Below are 24339 nucleotides of genomic sequence, written 5' to 3' on the forward strand. Positions count from 1 at the left end.
CGCCTCATGAGAGTCCCCATTAGAACGTTTCCCACTCCTCCTCGGCGGCCGACCGGTTGCCGGTCGAAGCTCGCCTGCTGGGGAGAGGGTCATGCTGCAAGGCTGGCGTCTGGGCCGGCTTTCTTTGCGTGCCGGCTTGATGATGCGTGTTGGCATCCTTGTTACCCGAGAGGCTCTCCACCTTTTCGGGCCCGGCCCCCCGCAAGCGGAAGACACGGATGGTCTGGGCCAATTGTTCGGCCTGGTGCTGCAGGTCGCTGGCTGCCCGTGCGCTCTGCTGCACGCGCTCGGCGTTCTGCTGCGTGACCTGATCCATCTCGGTGATGGCCTGATTGATCTGGCCGATACCGCTGCTCTGCTCTTCCGAGGCGGCGGTGATCTCACCCATGATGTCGTTGACCCGCTGCGAGGCCGCCACCACTTCGGCCATCGCCTGCTCGGCCCGCTGCACCTGGCTGGCGCCTTCGTGAATCTCGCTGGCCGAACCGTCGATCAGTTGGCGAATCTCCTTGGCGGCCTCCGCGCTTCGCCCGGCCAGGTTGCGCACCTCACCGGCGACTACCGCGAAGCCGCGGCCCTGCTCGCCCGCGCGCGCCGCTTCCACCGAGGCATTCAGCGCCAGAATGTTGGTCTGGAAGGCGATGGAGTCGATCACGCTGATGATGTCCTTCATCTTCTCCGCACCAGCCGTGATGCGCCCCATGGTCTGTACCACGCCGTGCATCAGCTCGCCGGTGTCGCGCACGCGGCTGGCATTGTCCAGCGCCAGCCCGCTGGCCTGACGGGCGTTGTCGGTATTCTGCTGCACCGTGGTGGTCATCTCCTCCATACTGGAGGCGGTCTGCTGCAGCGAGGCGGCCTGCTGCTCGGTGCGCGCCGAGAGGTCCTCGTTGCCTTGCGCGATGGAGCGCGACGCTGGCGTGACCACGTCGATGCCCTGCTGCACCCTTTCGGTGGTGCTGTAGAGGCTCTTGCGCATGGTATCCAGCGACCCCAGAAGCGCACCGATCTCGTCGCGGCTCCGCTCAGGCACACGCACCGCCAGGTTGCCCGAGGCGACCTGCAGGCTGAAATCGATAGCACGACCTACCGGGCGCGTGATGGCGCGCATGATCCACACGCTGATCAACAGCAGCAGCAGGAAGCCAATGGCCAGGAAGGCCAGCTGCCCGAACAGCATCTGCTGCTGACCGCGCTCGGCCTCCTCCGCCATGCTCAGCGCCGCGACCCGCTGCTGATCGACCAGCTGATTAACAAGGGACGAGAGCGCATCGGCACTGTCACGCAGCTCTGCCGTATTGTTGTTCAGCGCCATCATGGCGTCGAATGCCTCCGGCCCACCCAGCGCTTCGGCCATGGGGACCAGCCCCTCCTGCATGTAGCTCCTCAGCGCGGCATCGAACTCCATGGCAACCGGCGTCTGGTTGACGTCCCGCGCCAGAAACTCCTGCCACAATGCTTCCAGACTGTCCCGGCCAGCCAGCAGCGATTCGGCAATGTCGTGTCGCACGTTGAGCAGCGCCATGCGCTCCTGCCCCGAGAGTCGCTGCGCCGCGTCGGAGACCGCCTGATCAAGCTGCTGCAGGCGAATCACATCCTGCAGGCCATCGCGATTGAGCTCGGCCAGGCGTTCCCCAGAGACTTGAAGTCCGTAGAGACCGACACCGGCGCTGATGGCGAGCAGCAGCAGAGCCGAGAACGTGAGCATGGAGAGACGAGCACGAATGCTGTGCAGATTGATGCGTGAAAGCCAACCCAACGGCCCCCGACGAATCACCTGCCCCTGGCGAATGGCGAGGCCCGAACGCCCCGCCCGCAGGCGCTCATAGGCCCGCCCCGCGGCCTCGGCCTCACTGGACTCCACGGCCGTGCGGACCGAGGTGTAACCCAGGCACTCGCCGCCTTCGACGATGGGAGTGACCGTGGCCTGGACCCAGTAATGGTCGCCGTTCTTGCGCCGGTTCTTGACCACGCCCTGCCAGGAGTCACCGCGCTTGATCGCCTGCCATAAATCGGCAAAGGCTTCAGGCGGCATGTCAGGGTGACGAATAATGTTGTGATTCGCCCCGATCAGCTCGGCATGCTCGAACCCGCTCACCTCGACGAAGGCCGCGTTGGCATAGGTGATCCGGCCATCGAGGTCGGTCCGGGTGATCAGCAGATGCTGGTCGTTGAGCTTGTATTCCCGCTGCGTGATCGGCTGGTTATTGCGCATTTTGTTGTTCCCTCGGCTACCACGTTTCATCAGGGCGCGGAGTAGCGACGTGTGCGTGCCTCCACCTACTAGGGGTTAGCAGGCCTCAGAACGAGGCCCACTGCTCCTCTTCTTTTTCATTCCGCGTAGAACTCGGCGCTGTTGCTTGTGCACCGTGGCGCTTGGTTGGCAGCGGATCTTGCGCCAGCCTGGCGACGCGCGAGCTGCCGCCAGCGGGGCGCGCAGCACGTGCTTGCCCTGCGTTGCCGGCCTGCCCAGCCAGACGGAAGCGCAGTACGGCTTCCCGCAGGCGAGCCGCCTCGGCTTCGAGCTGAGTCGCTGCCGTTGCCGCCTGCTGTACCAGCGCGGCGTTCTGCTGGGTGACCTGATCCATCTGGGTCACGGCCTGGTTGACCTGTCCGATACCGTTGCTCTGCTCCAGCGAGGCCGAAGCGATCTCGTCCATGATATCGCTCACCCGCTGCACGGCGGCAACGATCTCGCTCATGGTCTGACCCGCCTTGTCGACACGCGCCGTGCCGACGTCGACCTTTTCCAGCGAAGCCGCGATCAACGTGCGAATTTCCCCCGCCGCCGCGGCACTGCGCCCTGCCAGGCTGCGCACTTCCTGGGCCACCACGGCAAAGCCGCGGCCATGCTCACCGGCACGTGCGGCTTCCACCGAGGCATTCAGCGCCAGGATATTGGTCTGGAAGGCAATGCTATCGATCACGCCAACGATGTCGGACATCTTGTGCGAACTTTCGCTGATGTCATGCATGGTCGAAACGACCTCGCCGACCACCTCGCCACCTTGAGCCGCGGTGCGCGAGGCCTCGGCCGCCAACTGACTGGCCTGACGTGCATTGTCGGCGTTCTGCTCCACGGTGGAAGCCAGTTCCTCCATGCTCGAGGCAGTCTCGGCCAGCGAAGCGGCCTGCTGCTCGGTCCGCGACGATAGCTCGCCGTTGCCCTCGGCAATGTCCTGGGCACCGACGTAGATGCCTTCGCTGCTGCTGCGCACCGTGCCGACGGTCTCGGAGAGCCCATCCTGCATGTGCCTGAGCGAGGTGAAGAGCCGACCGATCTCGTTGTTGCCGCGATTCTCCACCGGTTGGGAGAGATCGCCCTTGGCCAGGCCTTCGAAGTACTCCACCAGACGTGCTAGCGGCTTCAGCACGTTGACGCTGATGCCCCACACGACGATGACCATGACGACCAGGGAGCCACTCAGGGCGGCGACGATGGCCAGGCGCATCAGGCTGGCCGTTGTCTCGAACGCAGCCTGATAAGCGGCACCCGACTCCCCGGCATGCGGAGCCATGGCCGTGACGGCCACGGCGCTTTGCTGCAAGGCATATAGCCCAAGGCCGCTCAGCACGACGATCATGCCGCCGAAAAAGAGCAATACCAGAAACCAACTGGCCCTGACCGTCAGGTTATCGAGTAGTTTCACGTCTCCCCCCCTGGCAATTACCTGCGGGCAAGCCGCAGGTAATGGTGATATCGGCTTGTCCGTCAGAAACTTGACGGCCTCACTCGGCGACGCTCTCGACCAGCTCCATCTCGTCGCTGGTGAGCAGTTTGTCGATGTCGACGATGACCAACATGCGATCGTCGAGACTGCCCAGGCCGCTGAGGAAATCCGACGACAAGGTGACGCCGAATTCGGGGGCCGGCTTGATCTGGTCCGGAGAGAGCGTCATGACGTCGGAGACGCCATCCACCACGATGCCGACGACACGATCTTCGACGTTCACCACGATCACCACGGTCTGGCCGCCGTACTCCACCTTGTCGAGGTGGAACTTGATGCGCAGGTCGACGATGGGCACGATGACGCCGCGCAGGTTGGTCACCCCCTTGATGAAGTCCGGGGCGTTGGCGATGCGGGTCACGTTCTCGTAGCCGCGAATTTCCTGCACCTTGAGAATATCGATGGCGTACTCTTCCTCGCCCAGCGAGAACACCAGGAACTCGCGGTTGTGGGCTTCGGCGGCGGCCAGTGCTGCATCATTCGTCTGGTTCATGATCAGGTCTCCAGCTCTTTGTCGGTGAGGGCTTCGAGTGCCGGTTTGCGCTCAGGCCGGCGCTTTTCCTTCTTTTCCCGGCTCAGGCGATGCAAGCCGGTGATGTCGAGAATCAGCGCCACGCTGCCATCGCCCAGGATGGTGGCGGCGGAGACGCCCGGCACCTTGCGGTAATTGGTTTCCAGATTCTTGACGACCACCTGCTGCTGACCGACCAGGTCATCGACCAGCAGGGCATAGCGGCGCCCTTCTCCCTGCACGATCACGGCGATGGTCTCGGTCAGTTCGGTCTTGGCCTTGGGCACGTCGAGGGCTTCGTGTACCGCCACCACGGGCAGGTACTCGTCGCGCACCTTGAGCACCACATCGTCGCCGGCCATGGCATAGAGGTCCTCACGCGACGGCTGCAGTGACTCGAGCACGGCAGAGAGCGGCAGTATGAACATCTCGTTGCCGACCTTGATCGACATGCCGTCGAGAATCGCCAGCGTCAGCGGAAGAACGATACGAATGGTGGTGCCTTCACCCGGCCTGGACATGATCTGCACGTGCCCACCCATGCCCTGGATGTTGCGCTTGACCACGTCCATGCCGACACCGCGCCCGGAGACATCGGTGACCTCCTTGGCGGTGGAGAACCCTGGCGCGAAGATGAGCTGCCACACCTCGTCATCGCTCATGGCGTCGCTGACCGGCAGGCCGTTCTCCCGCGCCTTGGCCAGCAGCCTGTCGCGATTGAGACCGGCGCCGTCGTCGATCACCTCGATGATGATGTTGCCGCCCTGGTGCTTGGCCGAGAGCACCAGCTTGCCGGTACGCGGCTTGCCTGCCGTCTGGCGCACGTCGGGCGGCTCGATGCCATGGTCGAGACTGTTACGCACCAGGTGCGTCAGCGGGTCGATGATGCGCTCGGTGAGACTCTTGTCGAGTTCGGTGGACTCGCCTTCCGTGACCAGCTCGATCTCCTTGCCCAGCTTGGCAGCGGTTTCGCGCACCACCCGCGGGAAGCGGCTGAAGACGAAATCCATGGGGATCATGCGAATCGACATGACCGATTCCTGCAGATCCCGCGCATTGCGCTGCAACAGACTCATGCCGTTCTGCAGCGCGCTGTTGGCGACGTTGTCCATCTCGCTGACGGTCTGGTCCAGCATCGACTGGGTGATGATCAGCTCACCCACCAGGTTGATGATCTGATCGACCTTGTCGACCGAGACCCGGATCGAAGTGGACTCGCCGCCGCCCTTGGCCTTGGCTTTCGCCTTGGCAGGCTTCCCGCTGTCGGGCTTGGCGCTGTCGGTCTTGACACTAGCGGCGGACGAAGCTGAGGGGTCCGGCTCCACTGCAGCCTGAACCGGGGCCTGGGCCGGTGCCGCCTGCGGCTCCTCCACCTCGGGCACCGCTGTCGGGGCTGCGACCTGAGGCGCGCCTCCCGTATCGGCACCACGAATCTTGATCTGATCGGTGTCGATGATGAAGCACATCACCGCCTCGATATCGTCGTTACTCACACTGGAGCTGAGCGTGACCTCGTAGCATGCCTCGTCGCCCTCTTGCGCGATGACCTCGCCCAGTTGCCCCAGCTCTTCGACGAGCAGCTGTCGGTCCTTCTCCCCGACGTTCAGCAGCGCCACGACACGCAGATCGGAGCCGCTCGCCGCGCCCTGCTCAACGAGGGCCTCGGGCTCGGGTTCGGATTTCGCAACAGGCTGAGGGGTGGAGGCGACCGGCGCCCCACTCTCCAGGTCCTGGCCGATCTCCTCGAGCGCCAGGCGCTGCAGCGTCTGGCAGATGCGCTCGAAGGCCTCTTGATCGGGCTCGTCGCCATTGCGATAGGCGTCTAGCTGATCGCTGAGCATGTCCTTGGTTTCCAGAAAGGTATCGACGATATCCCGACGCAGCCGAAGCTCGCCCTTGCGGGTATGGTCGAGCAGGTTCTCGAACAGGTGTGTGGTCTTCTGCAAGGCATCGAAGCCGAACGTGCCCGCGCCTCCCTTGATCGAATGGGCAGCGCGGAAGATGGCATTGAGCTGCTCGCTGTCCGGCTCGTCCACGTCGAGCTCCAGGAGGTAGCGCTCCATGTCGGCCAGCAGCTCTTCGGCTTCCTCGAAGAAAGTGTCATAGAAATCCGTGATATCCATGCGCTTCACCACCTGGTGTCAAATGAATTTCTCAGTACCGCGCTCACTGCTCGGGATTGAGCGTGCGGCGCAGACTTTCAGTAAATTGTTCAACGGGCGCCAGATCGACTTCGCTCTCCAGACGCGTACTCATCGGACTCGGCACGCCAGGCCCACCCAGGATGCCCGGCCGACGAATGTACTCCGCCACTTCCGGCAGCAGCACCAGCAGCTCGATGCGACGGTTGTCGGCGTCGAACGGGTCGGTATCCGGCACCATGACGCGATCGGCGAAACCCGATACGCGCAGCAGCTTGTCCGAGTCGAGCCCGCCGGCTACCAGCTCACGCCGCGAGGCATTGGCCCGGTCGCTGGAGAGCTCCCAGTTGCTGTAGCCGCGATACCCCCCCGCATAGGGCCGACTGTCCGTGTGACCGCTGATACTGAGGTAGTTGGGCAAGTCGTTGAGCAACGGCGCAATGGTCCGCAGCAGGCTGCGCATATAGGGCTCGACGCGATCGCTGCCGATGGCGAACATCGGCCGGAGTTCGTGGTCGAGCAGCTGAATGCGCAGCCCCTCGGGCGTCAGATCGAAGCGCATCTGCTGGCGCAGCTCGCGCAATTCGGGATCGGCCTCTATCGCCGCCTCGATGCGCCGCTGAAGATCCATGAAGAAGCGACGCTGCTGCTCGCTGGGCCGCGAGAACTCACGCGTATCGATGCGGGCCCGCTCGCCGTCGCTGTGGACCGGGTCGGGACCGCCGCCAGGTATGGCGCTGGTACTGCCCGAACGATCTCCCCCCGTGACCGCACTGGTCAACGGCGTGCTGAAATAATCCGCCACGCCCTGGCGCTGCTCGTCGCTGGCCACCGACAGGATCCACATCACCAGGAACAGGGCCATCAGAGCCGTCATGAAGTCGGCCAGGGCGATTTTCCAGCTCCCACCATGGTGGCCGTGGACGACCTTCTTGCGCCGGATGATGATTGGGCGCTTGTCTCCCGCCGCACTCATTCCGCTGCCACACCCGACTTGGCGTTACGCACGTAGGTCTCGAGCTCGGTGAAGCCCGGACGATCGGCGGTGTGCAGGGCCTTGCGTCCGAACTCGACCGCCAGTTGCGGTGCGTAGCCGTGCAAACTGGCCAACAGCGTGATGCGAACACACTGCAGCATCTTTTCCGCTTCCTTGGCCTGACGCTCGATGCTACTGGCCACCGGGTTGATGAAGCCGTAACCCATCAGAATTCCCAGGAAGGTTCCGACCAGGGCGTGGGCGATCATCTCTCCCATCTGTTCCGGACCGGCATCGGCATAGGTCAGCGCCTTCACCACCCCCATGACGGCGGCCACGATACCGAACGCCGGCATGGCGTCGCCCACCTTGGCGATGGCATCCGCCGGTATGTGCGCTTCCTGTTCGAAGGTCTCGATCTCATGGAGCATCAGTTCGTCGATCTCCATGGGATCCATGCCGCCGGCAACCATCAAGCGCAGGTAGTCGGTGAGGAAGTTCATGATCATCGGATCGGCCAGTACCTTGGGGTGCTCCTGGAACAGCGCACTCTCCTGAGGACTGTCGATGTCGCGCTCGATGCCCAACATCCCTTCACGGCGCACCTTGGTCAGCAGCTTGAACTGCACCGCAAGCAGCTCCATGTACATTTCCTTGTTGTACTTCTTGGTACGCTTGAGCTTGGGGAATATCTTGAACGTGGCCTTGATCGCCTTGCCGTTGTTGGCAGCGATGAACGCGCCCACGCCAGCGCCACCGATCATGAGCAGCTCAGTGGGCTGGTAAAGCGGACCAAGGAAGCCGCCGGCCAGCACGAAGCCGCCGAAGACGCACAGTGTGACTACGATGTAACCGAGCAGAATCAGCACAACCGATACCCTTCAGTGGATGCGAGTCGTCGTTAACCCAATCTATCGGCCAGGCTCGGCAACACTTGAGGCCTCAGAGAAAAAAGAAACGAATTCTTGCGGATAGATAGCAGAACGCCGCCCCAGTAGAGGCGGCGTTCAAGCGCGACTAGCAAGCGAGCACGGCTCAGCCCACTCGCTTGACCAGCGTCGCTTCCTGAGCGATATCCGCAGCCTCCCGTTCACGACGCTTGCGTGTCTTGCCGGCACGCGAAGGCGGCATGCAGATACCGCAGACGTAATCGTGGTCTGGGGTATGGGCGTGGGTCACGAAGTGGCCGCTGCAGTGGGTACATGCCGAAAGCTGGAGCAGATCGCTCTCGAAGAAGCGCACCAGGGTCCAGGCGCGGGTCAACGCCAGCACCGGCTCGGCCTGGTCGATGCCGACCTGCTCACCGTAGAGACGATAGGCAGTGACGAAGGCCTGCATTCTCTCGCCCCCCTGCTCCTCGAGCAGATTGCGATAGATGTTGTAGAACAGCGAGGCATGTACGTTGGGCAGCCAGGTAATGAACCAATCGGTGGAGAACGGCAGCATGCCCTTGGGCGGCGACATGCCACGCACTTCCTTGAACAGCCGAATCAGGCGGGCCCGGCTCAGGTCGGTCTCGGTTTCCAACACCTGCAGGCGCGCGCCCAGCTCGATCAACTCAATCGCCAACTGGACCTGCTGCATCTCCTCGACGAGGCTTTTTTGTGTCATTTCACACCTCCCGCAACATGGAAGTCGCTCCACGGCCTGCCATCAGCAGCGAGGCGTGGAACTGGGACAATCCATTGTCACGGGGGTTATCGACGACTTGACGCAGTTGCTCGGCGCCTTCGAAACCGAAGTGGCAGAGCAGTTGATTGGTACGCGCCAGGCGCGTCAGCTGTGCCGCACCGAGCGAAAGCAGCAGATCGGCGGTTTCGCCATCGATCTTCAGGCGGAACATGGCCGCGGCGCGGTCGTCGTTGAGCAGTCGCTGGGCCAGAAGCAGATAGGCAAGATTGAGCTCCTGGATTTCATCCAGGTGGTTTGCGTTCTTCATTTTGGGGTTCCCTGCACGCGGTTGAATCACGTGTACTTATATTTTTGTTACTTTCTGTGTCGAGGCTCAGGTCATGCAGGCAACAAAAATACCTGCCACGACCTTGAAAGCCCATAAAAGCTTACATCTGCATTGTGACCACTGTTTTGCTACCTGCCAACCGTTAGCGCAACGTAAGCTCATTAAGGCATAATACTGAGCCTGCTAAGCCTTTTTGACTAGTTTGTTAACGCCTTGTGCGGCAACACAAAAAAGATTACATACACCACTTGACAAATCGACTGGAAAACCCACCAACTTACAAAATTTTACAAAAACACACTAGCCGTTTCTTTGTACATCCCGTGTCTCGGCGACTTCATAGACCCAAACGAGCAGCTCAGCGATGACCTGGTAGAGCATCGGCGGGATGCGCTCATCGAGATCCAGCCCCATCAGCAGCGATACCAGCTCCGGCGCATCGTGGACGTAGATCCCCTGCCTTTGAGCTTCGGCCAGGATTCGTTCCGCCATGTCACCGTAGCCCTTGGCCAGCACTCGCGGCGCGTCGTCGCCGTCGCGATAGGCCAGCGCCACCGCCTGGCGACGACGCTCAGGCTTGGGTTTCGTCATGCTCTTCTCCCCCATCCGCTCCCGACTCCCACGGACGAGCATCGATCAACACCGTCTCGAGCCCGGCAGCCCTGAGCCGGCGCTCGAGTTCAGGCACTCCGGCCTGCAGCGCGCTCAGCGCAGCGTCCTCCCGGCTCAACAATTGCAGCCTGACCTGCTGCTCCTGCAACCACAGGGCAACACGAATCTCCCCCAGGCTGGGCACCGTCAACTGGAGCTCGGAGTGCCAGGCTTGCGATGAAGACTCCTCATTCTCGTCCGATGGAGACTCCTCTCCCTCGCGTCTGGCACCAGCAGGCATATGTATCATCAGGGCCAGGAAAATGCCCGACCAGACGTCCCCTTCCCAGCGCAGGATGGGCGTGACCAACATCTCGAGCTGGTGACGGACCACCCCCTGGAGGCTTTCATGCACAGGCTCGCTGCGGGTCCGCAACGTTGCATCGACGGCCTCACGCGCCGACACCTCCGCACCCTCACGGGACACAGCAGAGGAGGAGACTGCCCTTGCCGCCCCAGGTAGGGCAGATTGCGCATCGCTACCCGGGCGCTCGCCACGCGCTGCGGCAGGATACAGCGATTCGGTTGCGGTATAGGCCTGCGCGGCCTGCCCCGGGATCGTCTGGCCCTGCATTGTCTGCCCCGGTATCGGCTGACCCGGTATCGATTGGCCCGGGCCCGCCTGGGCAAAACCTGGTGATATGCCTACGGCCAGCGTTTGCCCGGCCGACGGCGTGGCAGGCGCAGCACCAGTCGTTCCTTGCGCTGTCGATGCCGGCGTGAAGCGCAGGGTGCGTAGCATCTGCGGCTCACGCTCCAGCTGCTGGCGACTCACCTCACCCCGATACCAGCGCGAGAGATGCGATTCGTAAAAAAGTCCGCTGTCGCGTATGGCTGTCTGCAACCTATCAGCCAGTGTCGTGGCACCCGGCGCCTCGTTCGCTCCCATCAGTGGAGCAGGTGCGCTCAATACCGAGGGTGGAGCCGGAAAGCGCAGCAGAAGATCGGCAATGGTGCGTGCCGAGGGACTGAAGTGGGTCTGGGTGGAAGCGGGTGACGATAGTGAATCGGCTCGCGGCGTTTGCCCCTCACCGCGCTGAGACGGCGTCGTCGCACCAGGGAGAGGACCAACGAGAGGTCGCCTCCCGTCCAGGCGCGAATCGCTGTGCAGCGCCCGAGGGCCCTCGCCGGGATCGACTGGGCGTACGGGCTCGTTCAGATCACGCGGTGGCGCCGTATCGACACGCTTGCCCAGTACCTGATGGAGCAGCGTATCCAGTAGCGGCGTTATGCCACTCACGGCGTCTCCGGACCGAACTTGTCGCTTGCTTCAACGACCGAGGCTGCCTGCTTGCCATAGCTGCGATGCAGATCACGCTGACGCCGGCTGGCCCCCATCAGCTGTCCGAGCTCACTGCGGCGTGCCAGCAGTTGCTCGCGAATGGCCAGGTCGTCGGCCAGAATCGCCTCGAGCAGATCGGCCTTGAGCTGAACCTCCGCCTGGTTGAGCTCGGTCTCCTTGTCGAGCAGCCGGAGCCGGTCCGCCAGCTGCAGGTAGCCTGATTGCCGCTCGATGAGGGTATCCCACTCACCGGCTCTTGCCAGCTCAAGCATGATGGCGACCTGCCGCCTGAGCTGGGAATAGCCGTCAAGGACGGCGCGTGCGGTGGACATTGCCATTCAACCTTGCGCTCCCGCGCTTCCGATTTCGCGCCAAGCCGACGCGATGTCATCCAGCAGGCGCTCGGCCTGATCGAGGCTTTCCTGATCGTTATGCAGGTTGGCCGCCAGAAGTAAGCGGCTGATGTACTCATAGAGTGAACCGAGCCGCTCGGCGATCTCGCCGCCCTTCTCCAGGTCCAACGCCGCAAGCAGGCCATTGTTGACGATGTCCAACGCCTTGGAAATGGACTTGCCCTTCTCCGCCGTGTTCCCGGCTTGCATATGGATGCGAGCCGCGCGAATGGCTCCCTGTGCACCGTCGAACAGCATCACGATCAGTTGGTGCGGCGAAGCCGACATCACGCCACTCTCCACGCCGACCCGTGCATAGGCCCCGGCACCACGGCCGTAAGCGGCTGCTCCTCGCATGACAGTCATGGCAAAACTCTCCTATGGTGGCATGACTTGCGTTACTGCAGCATCACGTTGCGGCCTGGCCGAGCGTGACGCTCCTTATCTCTTGCGCCCAAGCTGGGCATTCATGATATCGAACTGCTGGAACAGGTAATCACTGACCTGATTCATGTTGGCGATCATGGCGTCGAGTTGCCCGAACTGCACCCGGTAGCGCTGGATGGTCTGCTCGATGCTGCGCTCCATGCGCTCATGGCGGTCCTTGAGACCGGTGATGCGCGACTCGAGCCCCCGCTTGGCGTTGTCAAGCAGACCACGGTCGCGCAGCACCTGATCCAGGGTCTCACCCAGCTTGCCTGAAAGCCCGCCGGCCTTGTTCTCACCGGCAAAGAAATTGGCCAGTGCCTGGGGATTTGCGGCGACCAGACCGCTCATCTTCTCTTCATCGAGCTTTAGCGTGCCGTCGCGCTGCAGGGTGATCCCGATGTCCGATAGCATGCGCAGCTCGCCCTGGCCCACTCCGCCACTCAGCACGCCCCGCAGGCGCGACTCGACGGTGCGCAAGGCTCCGTCGCCGAGCAGCTCACCAGCGGCCCCGGTATCGGCGTTGAAGCTGGTCAGCTCACCGATGGTCTTGCGCAGGTCATTGTAAGCCTTGACGAAGCCGCTGATGCCCTCGCGTATGGCCAGGGTGTTGCGCTCCACCACCACCGTGACACTGCTGTCTTCCTTGGTCTTCTCTTCCAGGTCCAGCGTCACCCCCTGGATGGCCCCTTCCACCTGGTTGGTCTGACTGGTGATGACAATGCCATTTACCGTCAGCGAGGCGTTCTGAGCAGAGACCGTGACATCGGCCACGGCGCCCAGCCTGTCAGCGAGCGCGCCTGAAAACTCCGCCGTTACCGCTGCTTCGGTACCGGTCTTGTTGGACGTTAGCACCAAGCGATGAGGCGTACCGGAACCATCGTTGACGATGGTCGCTGTGACTCCCGACTTGCTGTCGTTGATCGCCTTGCGAATATCCTCGAGCGAACTCTTGGCAGGGTCGATGGAGATCTCTTTCGTCGTGCCATTGCCAAGCGTCAAGGTGACCTGCCCAGCGCCAAGCTGGGCGGTCCGGCTCTCCACGCCATTAGCGACAATGCTTTGGGCGGTCGCCAGCTGCTCGACATTGATCGAATAGCGCCCCGGCGGCGCATCCGATTTGGCCGCCGCCTTTACGCCGCTGCCGACGACATTGCTCGAAACGTTCTGAAAGAACTTCGGGTCGTTGAGCTTGGCGGCCGCTTCCTGCAGCTTGGTCAGCGCACTCTGCAGCTTGCCATAGGCCGATATCTTGGCTTGATGGTTCTTCTGCTGCATCTTGATCGGCTCGAGTTTCTTGCGCTCGGCCGCATTGAGCTGATCGAGCAGGCCGTTGAGGTCCAGCCCGGAACCGATGCCCAGAGAGCTTATCGTCGTCATGACGCTTCCTTATTTCATGCAGCTATTCTGGCAGGCTTCGCGCCAAGGGTTCCGGTGAAAAGCCCGCGACCTAGGGGTTATTTCCCTCTATCGGCAGAAAATGAGTCGACTTTAGCCCCGCCTGCGACGGAGACGTCAGGTCGAGACGGGCACTTCCTCCACCATCCCCCCCAGGCGAGACTCGACGTCACCGCGCAACACCTCGCCCATGGCCTCTCCGGGCGGAGCCGTTTCTTCGGTCAGCTGCACCTGGAACGGCTTGCCCTGCTGATCGAGGCGCTGGATCCAGGCCAGTGCACCGCCGGAGAAGCGTACCAGAGAACCGACCGGGCGCAGACCGAAGCGCTGCACGTAGCGCTTCACCCAGCGCGGGTCGAACTGTTGGGGCGACTTGAGCAAATGCCGATAGACCGCATCGATACGCCAGGCCGGCCGGTCGGCCCGGCTGCGGCGCATGGCATCCACCACGTCGACGACCGCACTCATACGCGCCAGTTCGGAAAGCCCTTCACTCATGACGCCCGCGGGGTATCCGCTGCCATCCAGCCGCTCGTTGGTGCTGACCACCACGGCATGCATCACCTTCTCCGACAGCCATTGGCAGCGCCCCATCCTCTGTACCAGCAAGTCGACGTGTTGCTTGAGCCGAGCATGCTCATCCGGCCCGAACGAATCGACGGCAAGCAGGCCGGCAGGGAGCAACCCTTTACCCAAGTCATGAATCATGGCACTCGCCGCCAAGGCCTTGCGCACATCCCGCGGCACCGAACTTGCACCGGCCAGGGCCAGCAGATGTACGGCCACGCCAAGTCCGTGACGTACCAGCACCGGCTCCTGGCCCAGGCAACGGGTCGCGAAGAGCAGCGTCTCGATATCCTCCTCAGCCAGTTGGAGCAGCATGTCGGCATGCCGGGAGAGCTGCACCGGGTCGATGTCGTCGCCCTGCTGCAGCTCCAGCAGTTGCGCATCGAGATAGCCAGCCACCCGCGCCAAGCGTCGCGCCATGGGAGTGGGATAGTTCAAGAGGTTGCGTCTGCCAACAGAAGGCGAGGCCCCGCCCGACTGGCTCTGGAACAGCATCGAGGGCAGCCTTCCCACATCGGGCTCATCGCTGTAGCGTGACGACTCGCGCTCGATCTCGCGCACGAAGAACCATAGCTTGCGCTCCTGTTCGGCACTGCAGTCGTGAAACTGGAACCCTACTCTCAGGGTCTGACGATCGCTATCCGCCACCTTGTGGCGCGGTGCCGCCTGCACCGTAAAGCGGCTGCCATTGGGAAAGCACAGCTCGATCTCCACCAAAGCCGCTTCAGCCAGCAGGGTAGCTGCCGAAGAAGGCAGCTCCAACTGACACCCCTGCTGGGAAAGGTCCTTGAGATCCCCCTGTACCGTGACATCGCCATCTTCCTCGCTGCCACGCAGGATGGCCCCCACTTCCATACCCAGTCGCAGACGGGCGCGATAGGCCTCACGCCGCTGCATCTCTTCCAGGTAGTGAGGATAATCGCACTGACACTGCACCCGTCCTTGCAAGACCTCTACCTGCATGGCCTTGAGTGCGGGCGTACGGATCATCTTTCCATGCACCTGGCCCAGCAGACGAAATCCCACGCCCCGCTTCAGCTCACCTACGATCTCACGCACCGCCGTGATGTCGAGGAGCATCGATTCCGGCGGTGCCTGCTCCATCACCACGACCGGCATGGGGGCGCCGCCCGGCCTGTCGAGCAGCAGTGAGGCACCGCCAGGCTGAATCAGCTGATCCAGCAGCACCTCGATCTCGCTCGGACTTCCCACCCGAATGAATTCATCCCCTTGCTGCCCCATCCTTGCTTCTCCACCCTTTGGGTCACTGATATTTTTGTTTCTTGCGATTGTCGTTCCCGCCTACGAGAGCCTGCCGGCTGGCAATGCATCGTCCTCGGCAGCTACGATCGGCTGTCCTAGATAATTACGTAGCTGCTCCAGCGGCATCGGACGGGCGAAGAAGAAGCCTTGGAATACATCGCAACCATGCGCCGCCAGGAAGTCCCGCTGCTCGGCATCTTCGATGCCTTCCGCCACTACGGCAAGCCCCAGATGGTGTGCCATGGAGATGATCCCCTGAACGATCGCTCCATCATGACGGCTACTGGCGATGTCGCGTACGAAACTGCGGTCGATCTTGATCTTGCCGATCGGCAACTGCTTGAGATAACTGAGGCTGGAGAAACCCGTGCCGAAGTCGTCGATGGAAACCTCGACGCCCATGTCTCGCAGGCGATGCAGCGTCTCGACGGCGGCGGCCGAGTCGGCCATCAGGATGCCCTCGGTCAGCTCCAGCTCGAGATACTCCGGCGCGAGCCCGGTCTCGAGCAGCGCCTGCTGCAGATTGGACAGAAAATTCGGTCGACGGAACTGCAACGGCGAGAGGTTGACCGAAACGCGATACTGACCGTAGCCCTCCGCCGCCAGCCGACACATGTCCCGGCACGCCTGACGCAACACCCATTCGCTGATAGGACCGATCTGGCCGGTGTCCTCGGCCAACGGGATGAACAGGCCTGGAGAAAGGTAGCCCTTGATGGGGTGCTTCCAGCGCACCAGTGCCTCGACCCCCACCACCTCACCGCTACGAACATCGAGCAGAGGCTGGTAGTGCAGCTCGAAGTTCTCCGCTTCGATCGCCTCCTGCAGATCGTTGCGCAGCGCCATGCGTGCGCTGACTTCATCGTTGATATCGCTGGTGAAGCACTCCCAGGCGTTACGCCCCTTCTGCTTGGCCCGATACATGGCCATATCGGCCTGCTGGATGAGCTCGACCGGATTCTCCAGCTCATCCTGCAAAAAGGCGATACCGACACTGGCTCCGATGTAGAGCTCATGCTCGGCGACCCGGAACGGGCGACGAATGCAGGTCAGCAGTCGCTCCACCAGGCGAATGGCACTCTCCTCACGTGCAAGTTCCGGCAGCAGAACGACGAATTCATCACTGCCGAAGCGGGCCAGCGTATCGCCGGGATCCAGCTCCTCCGCCAGGCGCTGGGCCACCTGAATCAGTACCTGATCGCCCACTTCGTGACCGAGGCTGTCGTTGATGGGCTTGAAATCGTCCAGGTCGACGAACAGTACCGCCAGGGTGCAGCCATGACGCTTGGCCAGTTGCACGTCGTGCAGCAGGTGGTCCTCGAACAGTGAGCGATTGGCCAGCCCCGTCAGCGCATCATGACTGGCATGGAAGGAGAGCTTCGCTTCATAGGACTTGCGCTCGGAGATGTCGTGTTGGATACCGACGAAATGCGTCACTATCTCCTCACCATCGCGCACCGGCGCCAGGAAGAGGTTGTTCCAGAAGGGTGTACCGTCCTTACGGTAGTTGCACAAGGTGACGTTAACTTCACGACGCTCGGCCAGCGCCCTGTTCATCTGTGCGACAACTTCACGGTCGGTCTCGCTGCCCTGAAGAAAATTGCAGCTACGGCCTAGTACTTCATCGCGCCGATAGCCGGTAATGCGCTCGAAGGCCTCGTTGACATAAATGACCGGCATCCCCTCCGCCTGGGCATCGGCAATGACGATGCCGTTGATGCTGGCCTCGACGCTGCGATGGAGAATGCGCAGCTCAGTTTCACGCCGATGCTGCTCGGTCATGTCCTTGGCAATGCCATAGAAGCCGATGACTCGATCGTTGACGACGATGGGCAAGTTGGTCACGTCGAGATAGACGGCCCGCGCTTCACGGTGATAGATGGTGGCGTTGTAGCGGAAGGCCTCGCCCGGATCGGCGTTGAGGAACAAGGACTGGATACGCGAGCGATCCTCGGGCAGCACCAATACCGAATAGTGCGAGCCGATGAGCTGTTCCATGGCGTAGCCGGTAATTTTGCTGCAGGCGGCATTGACCGAGGTGAAGTGTCCCTCCATATCGAGCGAGAACACCGCATCGGGGTGATAGGTGAAAAGCGAGCGATAGCGCTGCTCGTTCTCCCTCAGTGCCTCACGGTTGCGCTCCCGCTCTACCGCCAGCGATACCAGCTCGGAGGCCTCGATCACGCGGCGCCGGTCACTTCTTTTAGGCTCACCCGGCTCGCGATAATAGATGGCAAAGGTACCCAACACCTCCGAATTGCTGCCACTTACCGGATACGACCAGCACGCCTTGAGACCGTGCTCGGCGGCGAGCGCATGAAATCCTCGCCAATATGGGTCGCGCGCGATATCGGCACAGACGACGAAGTCGCGGATATAGGCCGCGCGGCCGCAGGCACCGTTCTTCGGTCCTATGGCGGTGCCAATGATCGCGTCGCAGTAAGCTTGGGGCAGGCTCAGGCTATAGATTCGGTCCAGATACAGGCGCGCCTCGTCGCACAGCATGATCGAGGCGATCCCGCCCGGCACCTGTGCCTCAATGATCCGACAGATGACTCCGAGCGTTTCTTCCAACGGCTGGTCGCGAGCAATCAGGGTCTGCACGCGTTGTTGAGCCCGCAGGTGCCGCTGAGTACGCGCCAGCGCCAGAGAGCGGCGGCGGCTCAGGTCGGCCATGGCCAGACTGAATGCGAGCAGATAGCTCAATACCAGACCCGCCACCCCTACCCCCAAAGGGATCGCTTCGCCCAGACTGGACATCGCGAAGGGACCATTACCCTGGACCTTGACGCTCAAGGTGGCTCCACCGGGCAGTACCAAAAAGCCTTGCTGAAGCTCCGTCGCCATCTCCCCGATGGCTTGATTGGTCACCATCAGATTGCCCTGACGTCGAACGGAGAGCGCAAGCGGCGTAGCCAATGAATGGATTTCCTGCTCCAGCAGCCGGCGCAAATCGAGAATGGCCACCAGCCTACCCTGGACAGGCTGCGGCAGCGGCACCGTTACCATGGCCAGCTCCGGGCGAGCGGCATCGGGCAATACCCAGCGCGGATACCCGCCGACTGCCAGCCAGTCCACTAACCAATCGTGCCGCTCGAGCCAATTCAGAAGCTGAAACGAAGCATCCTTTTCCCGCCCCCACTGAAATCGCTCGCTGTCGCCTTCCTGCCAGTAGAGCGATACCAGGCTGGGCACGTCACGAAAGTAGGCATCGGCTTCGACTCGACGAAACGTGGGCGGCGGCAACCCACCGAACTCGGCCCAGCGTGACGCCATACGCTGCAGCTCACGCTGCTGCCTGTCCACCACGCGCTCTGCGCTGATCTTGAAGTTAGTGAGCAACTCGGCGGCGTGTTGCTGCCTGGCATCGTACTGCTGCCAAGCCAGCCCATACCAGACCAGTCCACTCGACAGGACCCCACCGGCCAGCGCCACGACCACACCACGACTCAGCACCGGAGAGACGGTGGGATTGCGCGCCATCAACACCATGGCGGTGCCCGTCAGCAGGGCAGGCAAAGCGGTGAAAGGCGTGGCAAAGGCGGTGCCCCAGGGGCTCGGCCAGAGCAGGTCGGATCTCAACCCGGCGACGATGCTGAGTCCGCCGACCAGCACGATCCCCACCCCACCTAACCACCAGGTGAGGCGCCCTCGAGCGGAACCGATACCCGCCATGAGACAGATCGAGGCGATCAATACCGCAATGCTGCTAGCAGGTGAAAGCGATGTGTGCTGCGGAAGCACCGCTGCCACCACCCCTGGCGGAAGCCAGGTCAGCAGGGGAGCAAACAGGCCGAATGGCAGCAACAACGCCCCACAGCACTGTGCCATCTTGGTTCGACCCAGCAGCGTTGCCAGCAAACCGGCGCCCACCAGCAGCATGATGGGCACACTGACCCAGGCCGGCTGCCACTCCACCGTAAGCTGCCAGCTCGCCAGGCCATTGACGCCCCCCATGACCAGCAGCAGGAGCGGCACGAGCAGCAGCCAGGTATGCAGCGCTACCTGCTGTGAATTGTTGGGCATCAGGCCCCCGCTAGTCGACTTTCCATGAAATCGAATATCGGCAGGCGGCTGAAAGACTTGAGAGTTCGTCACTCGCCGGACAAAGGATCGTTAGCCACCATGACCTGATTGCGCCCCTCCCGCTTGGCCCGATACAGCGCCTCATCGGCACGTTTCAGCGCCTGCTGCGGCGGCTCGTCCTGCAGCAACCGGGTCACGCCAATGCTGGTGGTCACTGCAATGATCTTGCCATCGTGGTCGGTAAATTCGCTCTTCTCCACGGCATAGCGAATCCGCTCGGCCACTTCCATCGCCCTTGCTTCGCCGCTACCCACCAGAATGACGACGAACTCTTCGCCGCCATAGCGGGAGACACAGTCATGCCGGCGTGTCTGTCTGATCAATAGGTCGGCGAACTGACACAGCACCCTGTCGCCGACCGAGTGCCCGTAGCTGTCGTTGATGCGCTTGAAGTGATCGAGATCCAGCATCAGCAGCGAACAGGGTACGTTGCCGAAACTCCCCTGCCCCTCGGTTTCGCGCTGCCAGGCCTGCACCTTGCTCAGATGCACCTCGAGCGCCCCACGATTGAAGAGACCGGTCAGCGGATCGTGGGTCGCCTGGCGATAGAGCCGCAACAACAGGCTGAGTTGGAAATGGTTGGCCGCCAGTGACACTACCAGCAGGGTCGCCAGCAGCCATAGGCTCTCCATTCCTTGCCCGGTTAACCAACTGCCATCGGTCAGCTGTGCAAAAGCCAGCAGCCCCAGCATGGCGAGGCCGGCCCCCAAGGATTCCAGCAGCGTGAAGGGAAACACGCTGAGGGTCGCTACCAGCAGGAAAGGGATGAAGCCATAGCCCACCAGGTTCACCAACTGCTCCGGTGGCAGGATGACCAGCACCAGCACGTAGAAAGCCGCCGGGAGCGCCAGCAACATGCCGGCGCTGAAGCGAATGCGGCGAATGCGCTCGCGACTGAAATAGGCCAATGCCAGCACTCCTACCAGCCCCAGCATCAGCATGACCCGACCCAGCAACGTATAGCGCAGCAGCTCGACCGGCAGCACCAAGGTATCCACCACGATCCACAGCGGCGAGAGCAGGGCAAAGATGAGCCCCACTGCCAGCACGCGGCTGCGCAGGTAGCGAGCATGGGCGAAGGCAAAATCCCGCGAATGGTGGCGGCTGCTCAGAGTATCGCGCAGAGCGCTCAGACCGACGAACAGCTCATGCCCCACCTCAGGCGGCTCGGCCAGGGCATCCAGGCCGCGGTTCAGATACTCACGGGGTTCCCGCGATTTGTTGGAAAACATCGTAGCGTCCTTGTACGCGGCCATACGAAGCGGACCGATTGGCACGGACTGTGCAGATGCGGTTATATCAGAGCCCATCCAACCTAACGAGACTCAAAGGTTTGACATTCGGCAAACAACGGGGAGGTTCAACGCTATTTCGACTGGAGCGGCTATCTCAAACGCACAATAGAGCGGAAACGCCCCTCCGAGGTGAACGAGAGCCGAAAGGTGCCATGTACACCATCGCGGGTCACTACGCGCCGCAACGCCTCAGCAGGAAACACCACCCGGCGGCCATCCAGGCTATAGGCCAGAACCTGCCCTACCCGGCCCTCGTAGTGAGACAGGCAAGCCTCAGCGGAAAGCTTGATGACGACATCGATACTAGGCATGACGATCAAGACCACCCGAGCCAGACCGATTCACGCATATTCTATCCGATTCATGGCAGCACAAAACCTTCACCGTCTGCATGATCGGTACGCTGATCGGCAGCTTCTCATGTTCGCCTACTCGGTTTACTCTCTGCATGCGCCCGCCACGTTACGTTGCGTAACGAAAATGCCCGCGCCGAGCCTGGCTCGTCATCTGCTTTCTTGCGCAGGAAACTCACATGAGAAAAAGAACGAAGAGTGCCCGTCATCCCGGCCGGCTCATCCTGGCGGCCCTTGGCATCATGGCCATAGCAACCGCTCACGCCCAGCAGCCGGACTGGACCGCCGAGCCCAGCTACGGCAGCTATCATCTGATGGCAGGCTTCACGCCCGACCCTTGGATACAAAGCCTGCAGGCCGGCGGCACAACGGAAGTGAACGGCAAGCTCGGCCCGGGCTGCACCGGCTACATCATGGCCAGTGCACCGGACGTGGACCTCCACTACACCGCCGGTAGCATGCCGCTATATATCACCGTGGAATCCAACGCCGACACCACCCTGGTGATCAACGCCCCGGATGGACGCTGGTATTGCAATGACGACTTCACCGGCCTCAACCCGCTGGTGATGTTCCAGAACCCTGCCAGCGGGATGTACAACATCTGGGTGGGCGTACATGGCAGCAATCAGATGCAGCCGGCCACGCTCAAGATCACTGAGTTGAACCCTACCCAATAAAGGGCCTGGCCTCTGCGCTGGCTCAACCGCGCAGAGGCCGACACGTCATGCCGATGCGGATGATGAGGGCACCTCGTCTATCTTGAAGCGCTGCACCAGCCTGGCCAGCTCACGGGCCTGGTCGCTCAGGGAGTGACTGGCGGCAGTAGCCTCTTCCACCAGGGCGGCGTTCTGCTGCGTCACTTCATCGAGCTGGCTGACTGCCATGTTGATCTGCTCGATCCCCGACGACTGTTCGGTGGCTGCCGTGGCGATCTCGCTGATGAAGCTCGAGACCCGCTTGACCCCCTCAGCAATGGTGGCCAGCTGCTGGCTCGCCGTGGTGACCAGCCGTTCACCCTCGTCGACGCTTGCTACGCTGGAGTCCACCAGTTCGCGGATCTTGCTGGCTTCGGCCGCACAGCGCCCCGCCAGGTTGCGCACCTCGGTGGCCACCACGGCAAAGCCGCGGCCGTGCTCTCCGGCCCGCGCCGCTTCGACGGAGGCGTTGAGTGCCAGCAGATTGGTCTGAAAGGCGATGCCGTTAATGGCCTCGACGATGCTCTCGACGCGCTTGTTGGCCTGCTTGATGCTGCCCATGGACTGCGCCGCCTGCTGTCCCACGCCACTTGCGTTGCGCGCCTGCTCGTCAAGCTCGACGGTAAGCTCGCGCGCCTGGGTAGACGACTCCGCTGTCTGCCGCACGGTGGCAGTCATCTGCTCGAGGCTAGAAGCCGTTTCGACCAGCGAGGAGGACTGCTCCTCGGTACGGCTGGCCAGGTCCTCGTTACCCTGAGCGATCTCGCTGCTCGCCACGCTGACCGACTCGGCGGTACGGCGGATGTCGCCCATCATCTCCTGCAGTTTCTGCTGCATCTCGTGCATATGGGCCAGCAGACTGGTGGTATCACCGGATTTCACCGGCACCTGCATGGTCAGGTCGCCCTGCACGACGCGGCGTACCACCTCAGCGGCACGCTGAGGGTCGCCGCCGAGGGTCTTCACCACCGAGCGCACCACGCCCAGGCTCACCAGCACGGCCACCGCTATGATCACCGTGGTGATACCCACCAGAATCCAGAACGTACGGGACACCTCGGCCAACGCCTCACGCTCCGGCACTTCTACCACCAGCCCCCAGTTGAGCAGCGGCAGGAAAGTGTAGCTGCCGATCACTCGCGTGTCGGCAGCGTCTGGGTAGCGACCCACCCCGCTCTCACCGGCACCGATGGCCACCGCCGCATGGGTGGCAAGCTCGCGGCTTTCACCCGCCAACGCCGCCACCGGGGTCACCGGCATGCCATCTCCACCCAACAGATAAGTGTCGGAGCTTCCGCCGAGCGACATCTCGGCCATACGCTCGAACAGCACATCGAGACGTACCGCCGCGCGCACCACGCCTACCACTTCGCCGTCGGCGCCAAACACAGGCGCCACCACATTGCTCACCTGATTGCCGGTGGCACGCGATACCAGCGGCTGGGAAAATACCGGTTGGCCCTGAATCGCCTCGCGGAACCAGGCGCGATCCCCTACCTGGAACTCGGCGGCTTCAACGGCCGACATGATCGTGGCGCTGCCATCGAAGCCCACCCCGGCCACCCCGACCCCATCCGGCCCGACGAAAAAGAGTGTGTCGTAGTAGCCGCTCTGCTCGGCAAGGCGCGTCAGCAGGTGCTGAAGCGGTTCGACCTCGACTTGGCGCACCGGATCGAGCCCCGCCACGAAGGCAATCTCATCCTGACGCGCATCCAGCCATTGGGTAAAGGCGCCGGCCATCATCTCCCCAGTACTTTGAAGCTGATTCACGGTGGCCTGGGTGAAGGACTGGCGGTACTGGGCGTATACCAGACCGGCCACCAGCATCACCGATATCAGCACCAGCGAGACGATCATCAATGTCAGGCGGCTACTGAAGCCGAGACGCTCGCGACGCGGCGGGTGAGTGGCGAATGCCGGCTCGGCCATTGGCTCGGCTTCGTCATCTATAGGGTACTGCGTCAGCGTTATGGAATTCATCCTTTGCTCTCCTGCCCTGCGCCAGCGGTGAACCGCGCGGCCGGGTTGTTGTTATCGTGAACAGCGATCGTGCAGGCGTGCACCTGCCTAACAACGTTATCGGCCATGACAGGGAGTGGTTGAGGAATTTGTGCAAAAAGTTTGACAATTGTCAAACTTCTTTATTAGGAAATGACTGTAGCGTCACCACAAGCACTACTTGAGCGTTCTTGATTTGCCCCCTGTCAGACCTCCAGACATCACAGAGACGTCAGCCTCGCATGCGATTTCTATTCGCTCCCTCAGGAAGGGACCAGTCAGACACAGCGCTCAATGTTTTTCGCAATCGGGTAGGGGCCGGGGTCACCCCCGGCGCCCTCCCACACCACCGTACGTACGGTTCCGTATACGGCGGTTCATGAAGAACGGTTAAGCCCTCTTACCGTATCCAGTACCGAGATCAGGCCCAGCCCGTCGAACCGCTTCCGCGGCAGGGCCTGATTCATGTGCGAGGCACCCGCATTCCACCAGGCTCCTCGCCCATTCCCCGCTGATTTCCAGGCACGGTATGCGTCCAGGCCTAGCGCCAGAAGCTTCCGGCGCCGGGTCGTCGGGCGCTTCCACTGCCGCCAGATCACACAGCGTAATCG

19 protein-coding genes are annotated in these 24339 nt (G+C 62.3%); 1 reads left to right on the plus strand and 18 read right to left on the minus strand.

Going from position 1 to position 24339, the window contains the following annotated elements:
- Positions 1 to 19: 19 nt before the first annotated feature.
- The 17 genes from C4S71_RS16510 to C4S71_RS16590 form a co-directional block, all read right to left on the minus strand.
- Positions 20 to 2215: a methyl-accepting chemotaxis protein gene (locus C4S71_RS16510; protein WP_103969892.1), complete on the minus strand. Its 2196-nt coding sequence runs from the start codon at positions 2213 to 2215 to the stop codon at positions 20 to 22.
- 85 nt (positions 2216 to 2300) lie between these two features.
- Complete coding sequence (locus tag C4S71_RS16515; RefSeq protein ID WP_103969893.1) at positions 2301 to 3650, minus strand: methyl-accepting chemotaxis protein; 1350 nt, start codon at positions 3648 to 3650, stop codon at positions 2301 to 2303.
- A 79-nt stretch (positions 3651 to 3729) separates the two neighbouring features.
- Positions 3730 to 4224, minus strand: coding sequence for a chemotaxis protein CheW (locus C4S71_RS16520; RefSeq protein WP_086509991.1), 495 nt, complete (start codon positions 4222 to 4224; stop codon positions 3730 to 3732).
- Positions 4225 to 4226: 2 nt separating this feature from the next.
- Positions 4227 to 6365 carry a chemotaxis protein CheA gene (gene cheA / locus C4S71_RS16525; protein ID WP_103969894.1) on the minus strand — a complete coding sequence of 713 codons (2139 nt, stop codon included), beginning with the start codon at positions 6363 to 6365 and terminating at the stop codon, positions 4227 to 4229.
- Positions 6366 to 6408: 43 nt separating this feature from the next.
- A complete protein-coding gene (motB, locus tag C4S71_RS16530; RefSeq protein ID WP_103969895.1) occupies positions 6409 to 7359 on the minus strand; it encodes a flagellar motor protein MotB in 951 nt (316 codons plus the stop codon).
- Positions 7356 to 8228 carry a flagellar motor stator protein MotA gene (gene motA, locus C4S71_RS16535; RefSeq protein WP_103969896.1) on the minus strand — a complete coding sequence of 291 codons (873 nt, stop codon included), beginning with the start codon at positions 8226 to 8228 and terminating at the stop codon, positions 7356 to 7358. Before motA ends, motB begins: the two co-directional genes overlap by 4 nt.
- 166 nt (positions 8229 to 8394) lie before the next feature.
- Entirely contained in the window at positions 8395 to 8970 is a 576-nt protein-coding gene (gene flhC / locus C4S71_RS16540; protein WP_103969897.1) for a flagellar transcriptional regulator FlhC, read from the minus strand.
- 1 nt (position 8971) lies between these two features.
- Positions 8972 to 9298, minus strand: a complete 327-nt coding sequence (gene flhD, locus C4S71_RS16545; protein WP_086509985.1) for a flagellar transcriptional regulator FlhD — start codon at positions 9296 to 9298, stop codon at positions 8972 to 8974.
- A 321-nt stretch (positions 9299 to 9619) separates the two neighbouring features.
- Positions 9620 to 9910, minus strand: coding sequence for an EscU/YscU/HrcU family type III secretion system export apparatus switch protein (locus C4S71_RS16550; RefSeq protein WP_103969898.1), 291 nt, complete (start codon positions 9908 to 9910; stop codon positions 9620 to 9622).
- Positions 9891 to 10325, minus strand: coding sequence for a flagellar hook-length control protein FliK (fliK, locus tag C4S71_RS22515; RefSeq protein ID WP_160113400.1), 435 nt, complete (start codon positions 10323 to 10325; stop codon positions 9891 to 9893). Before fliK ends, C4S71_RS16550 begins: the two co-directional genes overlap by 20 nt.
- 881 nt (positions 10326 to 11206) lie before the next feature.
- Positions 11207 to 11590, minus strand: coding sequence for a flagellar protein FliT (locus C4S71_RS16560; RefSeq protein ID WP_103969900.1), 384 nt, complete (start codon positions 11588 to 11590; stop codon positions 11207 to 11209).
- Entirely contained in the window at positions 11591 to 12010 is a 420-nt protein-coding gene (gene fliS / locus C4S71_RS16565) for a flagellar export chaperone FliS (protein ID WP_103969901.1), read from the minus strand.
- Between the two features lie 75 nt (positions 12011 to 12085).
- Positions 12086 to 13450, minus strand: coding sequence for a flagellar filament capping protein FliD (gene fliD, locus C4S71_RS16570; RefSeq protein ID WP_103969902.1), 1365 nt, complete (start codon positions 13448 to 13450; stop codon positions 12086 to 12088).
- A 135-nt stretch (positions 13451 to 13585) separates the two neighbouring features.
- Complete coding sequence (locus C4S71_RS16575; protein WP_103969903.1) at positions 13586 to 15277, minus strand: HD domain-containing phosphohydrolase; 1692 nt, start codon at positions 15275 to 15277, stop codon at positions 13586 to 13588.
- Positions 15278 to 15337: 60 nt separating this feature from the next.
- A complete protein-coding gene (locus C4S71_RS16580) occupies positions 15338 to 19324 on the minus strand; it encodes an EAL domain-containing protein (protein WP_235014591.1) in 3987 nt (1328 codons plus the stop codon).
- Positions 19325 to 19392: 68 nt separating this feature from the next.
- Positions 19393 to 20616: a GGDEF domain-containing protein gene (locus tag C4S71_RS16585; protein WP_160113401.1), complete on the minus strand. Its 1224-nt coding sequence runs from the start codon at positions 20614 to 20616 to the stop codon at positions 19393 to 19395.
- A gap of 152 nt (positions 20617 to 20768) precedes the next feature.
- On the minus strand, positions 20769 to 20990 hold the full coding sequence (locus C4S71_RS16590; protein ID WP_103969910.1) for a DUF2835 domain-containing protein: 222 nt from the start codon (positions 20988 to 20990) through the stop codon (positions 20769 to 20771).
- 221 nt (positions 20991 to 21211) lie between these two features.
- On the opposite strand from C4S71_RS16590, the gene C4S71_RS16595 reads away from it, so the two are divergent.
- Positions 21212 to 21712: a hypothetical protein gene (locus C4S71_RS16595; RefSeq protein ID WP_200825311.1), complete on the plus strand. Its 501-nt coding sequence runs from the start codon at positions 21212 to 21214 to the stop codon at positions 21710 to 21712.
- A gap of 45 nt (positions 21713 to 21757) precedes the next feature.
- Here C4S71_RS16595 and C4S71_RS16600 read toward each other — a convergent pair whose 3' ends face one another.
- Complete coding sequence (locus C4S71_RS16600) at positions 21758 to 23710, minus strand: methyl-accepting chemotaxis protein (RefSeq protein WP_103969905.1); 1953 nt, start codon at positions 23708 to 23710, stop codon at positions 21758 to 21760.
- Positions 23711 to 24339: the final 629 nt, after the last annotated feature.

The organism is Billgrantia desiderata (genome assembly GCF_900108215.1).
GTDB classification, from domain to species: domain Bacteria; phylum Pseudomonadota; class Gammaproteobacteria; order Pseudomonadales; family Halomonadaceae; genus Halomonas; species Halomonas desiderata.

Excerpts from the sequence above, each read along its gene's own strand:
- C4S71_RS16520 (WP_086509991.1), bottom strand. The coding sequence starts at position 4,224 with ATGAACCAGACGAATGATGCAGCACTGGCCGCCGCCGAAGCCCACAAC.
- C4S71_RS16510 (WP_103969892.1), bottom strand. The coding sequence starts at position 2,215 with ATGCGCAATAACCAGCCGATCACGCAGCGGGAATACAAGCTCAACGAC.
- C4S71_RS16595 (WP_200825311.1), top strand. The coding sequence starts at position 21,212 with ATGAGAAAAAGAACGAAGAGTGCCCGTCATCCCGGCCGGCTCATCCTG.
- flhC (WP_103969897.1), bottom strand. The coding sequence starts at position 8,970 with ATGACACAAAAAAGCCTCGTCGAGGAGATGCAGCAGGTCCAGTTGGCG.
- motB (WP_103969895.1), bottom strand. The coding sequence starts at position 7,359 with ATGAGTGCGGCGGGAGACAAGCGCCCAATCATCATCCGGCGCAAGAAG.
- cheA (WP_103969894.1), bottom strand. The coding sequence starts at position 6,365 with ATGGATATCACGGATTTCTATGACACTTTCTTCGAGGAAGCCGAAGAG.
- C4S71_RS16550 (WP_103969898.1), bottom strand. The coding sequence starts at position 9,910 with ATGACGAAACCCAAGCCTGAGCGTCGTCGCCAGGCGGTGGCGCTGGCC.
- fliD (WP_103969902.1), bottom strand. The coding sequence starts at position 13,450 with ATGACGACGATAAGCTCTCTGGGCATCGGTTCCGGGCTGGACCTCAAC.
- C4S71_RS16580 (WP_235014591.1), bottom strand. The coding sequence starts at position 19,324 with ATGCCCAACAATTCACAGCAGGTAGCGCTGCATACCTGGCTGCTGCTC.
- flhD (WP_086509985.1), bottom strand. The coding sequence starts at position 9,298 with ATGAAGAACGCAAACCACCTGGATGAAATCCAGGAGCTCAATCTTGCC.
- C4S71_RS16590 (WP_103969910.1), bottom strand. The coding sequence starts at position 20,990 with ATGCCTAGTATCGATGTCGTCATCAAGCTTTCCGCTGAGGCTTGCCTG.
- C4S71_RS16585 (WP_160113401.1), bottom strand. The coding sequence starts at position 20,616 with ATGTTTTCCAACAAATCGCGGGAACCCCGTGAGTATCTGAACCGCGGC.
- C4S71_RS16560 (WP_103969900.1), bottom strand. The coding sequence starts at position 11,590 with ATGGCAATGTCCACCGCACGCGCCGTCCTTGACGGCTATTCCCAGCTC.
- C4S71_RS16575 (WP_103969903.1), bottom strand. The coding sequence starts at position 15,277 with ATGGGGCAGCAAGGGGATGAATTCATTCGGGTGGGAAGTCCGAGCGAG.
- fliS (WP_103969901.1), bottom strand. The coding sequence starts at position 12,010 with ATGACTGTCATGCGAGGAGCAGCCGCTTACGGCCGTGGTGCCGGGGCC.
- C4S71_RS16600 (WP_103969905.1), bottom strand. The coding sequence starts at position 23,710 with ATGAATTCCATAACGCTGACGCAGTACCCTATAGATGACGAAGCCGAG.